Origin of the sequence: Deinococcus sp., from assembly GCF_018260555.1 — a bacterium.
Lineage (GTDB): Bacteria > Deinococcota > Deinococci > Deinococcales > Deinococcaceae > Deinococcus.
This window is the reverse complement of sequence record NZ_JAGLBB010000039.1, coordinates 1-7,026: the sequence shown is the minus strand read 5'-3', so window position 1 is coordinate 7,026 and position 7,026 is coordinate 1. Positions and strand designations below refer to the sequence as shown.

At 67.2% G+C, this 7,026-nt stretch carries 6 protein-coding genes; 5 read left to right on the top strand and 1 reads right to left on the bottom strand.

Annotated features, from left to right (window positions below):
* Window positions 1-228 precede the first annotated feature (228 nt).
* The 5 genes from minD to QZ271_RS08915 all read left to right on the top strand — a co-directional run bounded on the left by minD (window position 229) and on the right by QZ271_RS08915 (window position 5,839).
* On the top strand, window positions 229-1,029 hold the full coding sequence (gene minD / locus QZ271_RS08935; RefSeq protein ID WP_291430651.1) for a septum site-determining protein MinD: 801 nt from the start codon (window positions 229-231) through the stop codon (window positions 1,027-1,029).
* A gap of 1 nt (window position 1,030) precedes the next feature.
* Window positions 1,031-1,291, top strand: coding sequence for a cell division topological specificity factor MinE (gene minE, locus QZ271_RS08930; protein WP_291430649.1), 261 nt, complete (start codon window positions 1,031-1,033; stop codon window positions 1,289-1,291).
* A gap of 258 nt (window positions 1,292-1,549) precedes the next feature.
* Window positions 1,550-2,617, top strand: a complete 1,068-nt coding sequence (locus QZ271_RS08925) for an FtsW/RodA/SpoVE family cell cycle protein (protein WP_291430647.1) — start codon at window positions 1,550-1,552, stop codon at window positions 2,615-2,617.
* 144 nt (window positions 2,618-2,761) lie between these two features.
* Entirely contained in the window at window positions 2,762-3,391 is a 630-nt protein-coding gene (locus QZ271_RS08920) for a dihydrofolate reductase family protein (protein WP_291430646.1), read from the top strand.
* 198 nt (window positions 3,392-3,589) lie between these two features.
* Entirely contained in the window at window positions 3,590-5,839 is a 2,250-nt protein-coding gene (locus tag QZ271_RS08915; protein ID WP_291430644.1) for a DUF937 domain-containing protein, read from the top strand.
* 245 nt (window positions 5,840-6,084) lie between these two features.
* Here the strand turns inward: QZ271_RS08915 and QZ271_RS08910 are convergent, their stop codons facing one another.
* A complete protein-coding gene (locus tag QZ271_RS08910) occupies window positions 6,085-6,825 on the bottom strand; it encodes a phosphodiester glycosidase family protein (protein ID WP_291430642.1) in 741 nt (246 codons plus the stop codon).
* Between the last annotated feature and the right edge of the window lie 201 nt (window positions 6,826-7,026).

The following is a 7,026-nucleotide window of genomic DNA, read 5'->3' as shown; positions in this document are numbered from 1 at the left end:
CCCGCTTCAACGTACTTTCCTTCTGCTCCGCGCTCCGCGCGGTTTATCGACAAGATAAACGCAGTGTACTTAAACCGGAACACCGCGGCCGAGCGTCCGTGACGGCACCGGATGATCCCACCTTCCGGTGGTGACGTAGGGCTGCAGAGTCAGCACCTACGCTGCACGCGGCGGTCCGCTGGCACTCGCTGGCGCGTCTCTCAGAGTTGGGCTGTACACTACCTGAAGATGAATGCCAAGGTTATTGTGGTCACGTCCGGCAAGGGGGGCGTGGGTAAAACCACGACCACTGCGAACATAGGAGCGGCTCTCGCAAAACTGGGGGAGAAGGTCGCGGTCATTGACGTGGATGTGGGCCTGCGGAACCTGGATGTGGTGATGGGTCTGGAATCGCGGGTGGTGTTCGATCTGGTGGACGTGCTGGAAGGCAAGTGCCGCATGTCGCAGGCGTTGATCCGGGATAAGCGGGTGGAGAACCTGTTCCTGCTGCCGGCCAGTCAGACGCGCGACAAGGACGCGCTGGACCCGGAGGTGTTCAAGGGTGTGGTGCGGGACCTGATCGAGACCGAGGGTTTCGACCGGATCCTGATTGATTCCCCGGCGGGGATCGAGTCGGGGTTCCGCACGGCGGCCGCCCCGGCGCAGGGGGCGCTGGTGGTCGTGAACCCGGAGGTTTCCAGCGTGCGTGACGCGGACCGCATCATCGGGCTGCTGGAGGCTCAGCAGGTCAATGAGATCCGGCTGGTCATCAATCGCCTGCGGCCGAAGATGGTGGCGAGCGGCAACATGCTGTCCGAGGCGGACATTCTGGACATCCTGGGTGTCAAGCCCATCGGGATCGTGCCGGAGGACGAGGGCATCATCATCTCGACCAACGTGGGAGAGCCGGCGGTGCTGGGCAAGACGAAGGCCGGCGAGGCGTTCATGGCGACCGCGCGCCGCCTGAAGGGTGAGGACGTGCCGTACCCGAAGTTCGAGGAGGACAAGGGGTTCATGGCGGCGCTGCGCCGACTGTTCGGGGGGGCCTGACGTGTTCTCCTGGATGAAGCGCGGCCGGACCAAGGAGACCCTGAAAGACCGCCTGGAACTGGTACTGGCCTACGACCGCGCGCAGATTCCGCCGGGCAAGGTGGACGCGCTGCGCAACGACCTGCTGGAAGTCGTCAGGCGGTACTTCCCGACAGGAAACAGCAGTGTGGAGATCGAGCAGCGGGGCGACATGGTGGTCCTGATGGCCAACATCCCACTGGATGAGGATTCGCCGGGGCGCGCGGCCGAACGCAACCGCTGAGCCTGGCGGCCGGGCCTCAGCAACCCGGCGCACTGGGCTGTCAGCACACTGGGCTGTCAGCGCTATGCCCGGAACCCGCGTTGCCCCCACCCGCGTCCGCTCCGGTGCAACGGTTGTTGCCGACCCTTCCACCAGAGCCTGTACCGGCTTTAAACACCTTCGCCCGTGCAGGCCGTAGCCTGTGGGGGTGGCGCGTTTGAATGTTCAGTCTGTTGTTCCCTCCGGGGTGCCCGCGCGGGCGCCGCTGTGGGGAACGCCGTGAAGTACGACCTGCGGTTCCCGGTGATCATCGCGGCCCTGCTGGCAGTGGGCCTGATGACCGTCAGCACGGCCGCCCTGTCCCCGCGCGTGTCGAGCGGCGTGTTCAGCAAGCAGGTGCTGGGTGTGGTGCTGGCGGCCGTGCCGATTGCCCTGATGTGGTGGGCGGGCCGGGACCGCATCTACCGTGCGGCGCCGTACCTGTACGGGCTGGCACTCCTGATGCAGGTCAGCACCTTCGTGATCGGGAAGGAAGTGAACGGGCAGCGCAACTGGATCGAGCTGGGGCCGCTCCAGTTTCAACCGCTGGAGATCCTGAAGTTCGCGTTGATCCTGATGCTGGCCGTCACGCTGCGCGGGGGGTTCAAGGGGGTATCCACGTACGGGCGGGCGCTGGCGGTGTTCCTGCCGGCCGTGGGTCTGGTCGGCATTCAGGATTTCGGGGGGGCCATCGTGTTGAGCGTCATGTTCGCCGTGATGATGCTCGCGGCGCGCATACCGGTGTGGCACGCGCTGCTGGCGGCGCTGCTGGTGGGGACGGCGCTGCCAACAGTGCTGTACCCGCACCTGGAGCCCTACCAGCAAAAGCGCCTGACGATCTTCCTGAATCCCTACGAGGACCCGCGCGGAGCGGGGTATCAGGTGATTCAGAGCACCATCGCGGTGGGCAGCGGTGGGTTGCAGGGCAAGGGGTACAAGCAGGGCAGTCAGTCGCACAACGGGTTCCTGCCGGAGCCGCACACGGACTTCGCGGTCTCCACGTGGCTGGAAGAACAGGGGTTCGTGGGGGGCGTGGCGGTGCTGCTGCTGTACGGCGCTTTGTTCTGGCGGCTGGCGGGCATGGCGGGCGAAGCGCCCCGGTTGCAGGATCAGGTGTTGTTCGCGGGCATTCTGGGGCAGATCGGCTTTCAGGTTCTCGAGAACGTCGGCGCGGCCCTGAGTGTGCTGCCGCTGACAGGAATCACCCTGCCGCTGATCAGTTACGGCCTGAGCAGTCTGGTCAGTACCCTCAGCACACTGGGACTGGCGTACATCGTGCACCGTGACCGGTACGAGGGCCGCATCTGATAGGGACTGCGCTCCACTGCGCCACAGTCGAAAAAGCGCCGCCTGCGGCTCCATACCGCGCAGTCCCTCTGTGGTTCCTGCCCGCATCCGCTCGGATGGATTCAGAACTGCACCGAATCGACCGCCGTCCGTATGATCAGTACCATGCGGCCTGAGTTCCGGGTGTTCGTGGCGGTCAGCCTGGACGGCCTGATCGCCCGGCCGGACGGTCGCCTGGACTGGCTGCCGGGAGCCACGGCGGACGGTGCAGCGGCGCCAGTGGGCGAGGATCACGGGTACGCGGCGTTCGTGGCGGGCGTGGATACCCTGCTGATGGGCCGGGAGACCTTCGAGACCGTGAAGGACTTCCCGGAGTGGCCGTACGCGGGCCTGCGGGTGGTCGCCCTGAGCCGCACCCTGAGCGCGGCGGACCTGCCTCCCGCCCTGCGCGGCACGGTGCAGGTCATGGCCGGACCGCCCGAATGGGTCGCGGAGCAACTGGGCCGCCTGGGCGCACGGGCCGTGTACGTGGACGGCGGGCAGACCGTTCAGGCGTTCCTGCGGGCCGGACTGATCGACGAACTGACGGTCACGGTCGTGCCGGTGCTGCTGGGGCGGGGCCGTCCGCTGTTCGGGCCGCTGGACGCCGATCTGCCGCTGACGCTGGTGTCGGTGCGGGTGTTCGCGGGCAGCGGGTTCGTGCAGAGCACGTACTGGTGCCGCGCCGGTCCGTATGCCCCTGATGGGGGTAGTACGGGGGTGCGGTTCGTTAAGAGTGTCTGTTGTGACGTGTAGAATGCCAGGCTGCCGAAGGTGTTACGGTGTGACTCGCTGCACATCTAATGCCATAACGGAGTGAAACAATTTACACTTGTGCCGGCACGGCCTTCGTGTCCGCAAGATGGCGGAACGGTGCGTCAATGCCATTCAGGTTTCATCCCCGGTTTCGGGCAGTTCAAGAATTCCGTTTCACGGTAGTTCCCAGGAGGCGTCATGAACATCACAGACTTGATTCAATCGTTCTTCGGAGGTGACGGGGCCAGCCGTCTGGGTCAGGTGTCCGGTCTGGACGCACAGACCGCGCAGCGCGTCCTCAGCGCTGGCCTGCCCCTGCAACTCGACGCGCTGGCCGATCACGCCCGCGGCGCCGAGGGACAGTCGCAGATCACCGAAGCCATCCAGAACCTGCCGAAGTTCGGCAGTGTGCAGGACGCCCTGGCAGGTACCGACGGCGTGCAGAACCTCCAGCAGGCCGGGGAGCTTCTGGGGCCGGTCCTGCTGGGCGACCGCGCTGCCAACCTCACGCAGACCGTGGCGGCGCAGACCGGCGCGGCCAGCGGCGGCGTGCAGAAGATGATGGGTATGGTCCTCCCGCTGCTGCTGAGCCAGCTCGGCAAGGCCGGGGTGAACGGCGGGAACATCGGCGGAATGCTCGGCGGAGTGGGGGGTCAGCTGGGGGGCCTGCTGGGCGCTGGGACCGGCGCGGCCGCCGCACTGGGCGGCGCGGCCCTGGGTGGCCTGACCGGTTCGGGACTGGGGAAGGTCAGCGCACCGGACCTCACGCCGCCGACCGTGCATGTGCCGTCTGTAGACGTGTCCTCACTGAAGGTGCCGGCGGTCGGCCTGGCTGGTGTCGCCGGCGCAGCTGCCCGTGACGACAGTGCCAGCGGACTGCTGGAATTCCTGAAGGGGCAGTTCAGCGGTCCGGTCGCCGAGCGGCTCGGGGCCTCGGCCGGGTTCGGTGGCGGCGCGTCCAAACGTGCGGCCCAGGCGGCCCTGCCGCTCATCCTGAACTCGCTGGTGCAGAAGGGCCGTACCGAGTCCGGCGCGAACGACGTGCTGAACATGGCGCGTCCCTTCGAGTCACTGACCGGCGCGGACGGTCACCTGCGCGCCGGAGTGCTTGACGACGCCGCCGAATCGGCCCGCATCGAGGGGCAGGGGCGCGGCCTGCTGGGCGGCCTGTTCGGGAACGTCGATCAGGTCGCGGGGCGACTGGGGACTGCGCTCGGAGGCAGCGGCGCCAGCGCCGGGCGACTGCTGGCCCTGATGACCCCGCTGGTCCTGGGCATGCTGGGTAACCGCGCCCGGAGCGGCGGCATGGGCGCTGCGGGCTTCAGCGGCCTGCTGGGCAGCCTGGGTGCTGGCCTGACCGGCCTGCTGCCCAGCGGCCTGGGTGGTCTGCTGGGCGCCGGCGGAATGGCCGCCGCTGCCGGGGCTGCCACCACGGCCCTGGCGGGGGCGTCCCGTCCGAACGTGCCTCCCGTGACGGCCCCGCCCCTCAACACGGCCAGCGTGCCGCCCATCCCTCCCCGGGAGAAACGCCGTGGCGGCTTCCCCTGGTGGATCATTCCGCTGCTGGCGCTGCTGCTTCTGGGCGGCTGCTGGCTGGTCAACCGTAAGCCGGTGGACTCGGCGACCACGGTCACCGACAGGGCCGCCAGCATCATCGTGACCAACCCGACGTCCGACGCGAACCTGCCACCCGCGCCGTTCACCATGAGCGGCACCGGCCCCGCCGGAGCGACCCTGACCATTCAGGACGAGGGTCAGGACGTCGGCACCGCCACCGTCGGCAGCGACGGCAAGTGGACAGCCGACCTGCCCGCCCCGACCGTGGGTGAACACACCTACACCGTGGACGGCGGCAAGGCCCGCAGTGAATTTAAGGTGAATATCGCCGACGGTGCGGCCACCGGCTTCAGCATCGCTGCTCCTGCTGCGGACGCCGAACTCCCGGCAGGCGGCTTCACGATGAACGGTACCGGCACGGCCGGCGAGCAACTTGAACTGTTCGAGGACGGCACCAGCCTCGGCAAGGTCACCGTCGGTGCGGACGGAACCTGGTCCCTCAACGTGCCCAGCCCCTCGGCCGGCGCGCATAGCTACACGGTCAAGGGCCCGGACGGCACGGAACTCGGCGCGCGCAGCACGACCATCGCCGCTGCTGCCGAGGGCGCCAGCGCCGCCAACTGCACCAAGGACTACACGCTCAGCATCGCAGACGGGCAGACCGTTAGCGAACCCTTCCGCTTCGGCGGGGTTGGCCAGGGTGAGGGGTACAGCGTGACCGTCAAGCGCGGTGACCGCACCGTCGGTGTCAAGAACATCCCCCTGGACGCCAGCTGCGGTTGGAGTTACCAGAGCAAGCCCGGCGCCGGCACCGTCTCCTATGAGGTCCGCCCGATGGGTGACGCGGCTGCCGAGCCTCTCAGCAGCGTGACCCTGACTATCGGGAACTGAACCCGGTCATTCAGGCCACCCGCACCGCCTGCCTCCCACTTCGGGGGCAGGCGGTTCTTTCTGGCATTCCGCCGGGAGGGCAGGAATGAAGTGTGCCTGTCATACGGACTCCGATTGAATGGGCTACAAAGACCATTCAATCCGAGCGAGTAGGAGAAAAGCGGGTTCCGGACGTGGAGCTGACTACCCGGTGATGTTCCGGATTGTCGGCAAAACAAACGGAATCCGTATCAGAGCGATCTGCTTCAGCGGGTCACGCTCCAGATACCCGCGAAGTCTGCCAGTTGCGTGCTGCGGTCGCCCGTGGCGTAGGCGCTGATGCTTCCGTCGAGGTACAGGGCGTCCGGGCAGTCCAGCGTGTCCCGGAAGAACACCGCGAACGAGTAGAAGTTCACGGGGCCGGCACTCACGGCAAACCGCACCCGCCCGTCCCGGCAGACGCCCACGCCGCTGCGCAGCTTGAACGACGTGCTACCCCGGTTGAATTCCGGGTGTACCTTACCGCCCTGAAGCAGCAGCGGACCGGACTGCGTGGCGAAGGTGGGTTGCACGTTCAGCGTGGCGTACCGGCGGGTTTCGGTCACGCCGACCCGCGCGCCTTTCACCCAGAACACGCCGTTGGGAAGCAGGGCGAAATTCCCTCCGCTGCGGGCCATGTTCAGCGGCACCAGCGTGCGCCCCTGCTCGACATGCAGGCCTAGGGGTTTCAGGCCCGGCGCGTAGATACCGCTGTTGGTGGCGAACCCCAGGGTGCGCCTTTCCCTGTGCAGCCGCGCCCTCAGCTGCGCGAACGTGGCGTACGGAGCGCCCGTACTGGGATTCAACCAGTGCAGTTGCAGCCGGTCGGTCGCCGGGTTCACGGTGGCCACTGTGTAGAGAATGCCGTCTGCCACGACCGGTTCGACTTTCAGGGCCGAGGCATGAGAGAGGGACAGGACACCCACACACAGGGCAGGCAGCAGGAACAGGCGGTGACAACGGGACATACGGGCATGATGAACGGCTTTCATGTGTTCTGGCCGGGGCCATTACGGGCTGCCTCTCACGCCGCTGGTGTGCCGTGTCCAGTACGCCGTTGGGATTCAGTTCGGCCAGCGTGAAGGCTCGGCCGGGCGGGGGGTGTTGACAGATGGGCCGGGGACCTGTATCTTTTCTGAGCCTCAAGCGAGGCGCGATGCATGACAAGC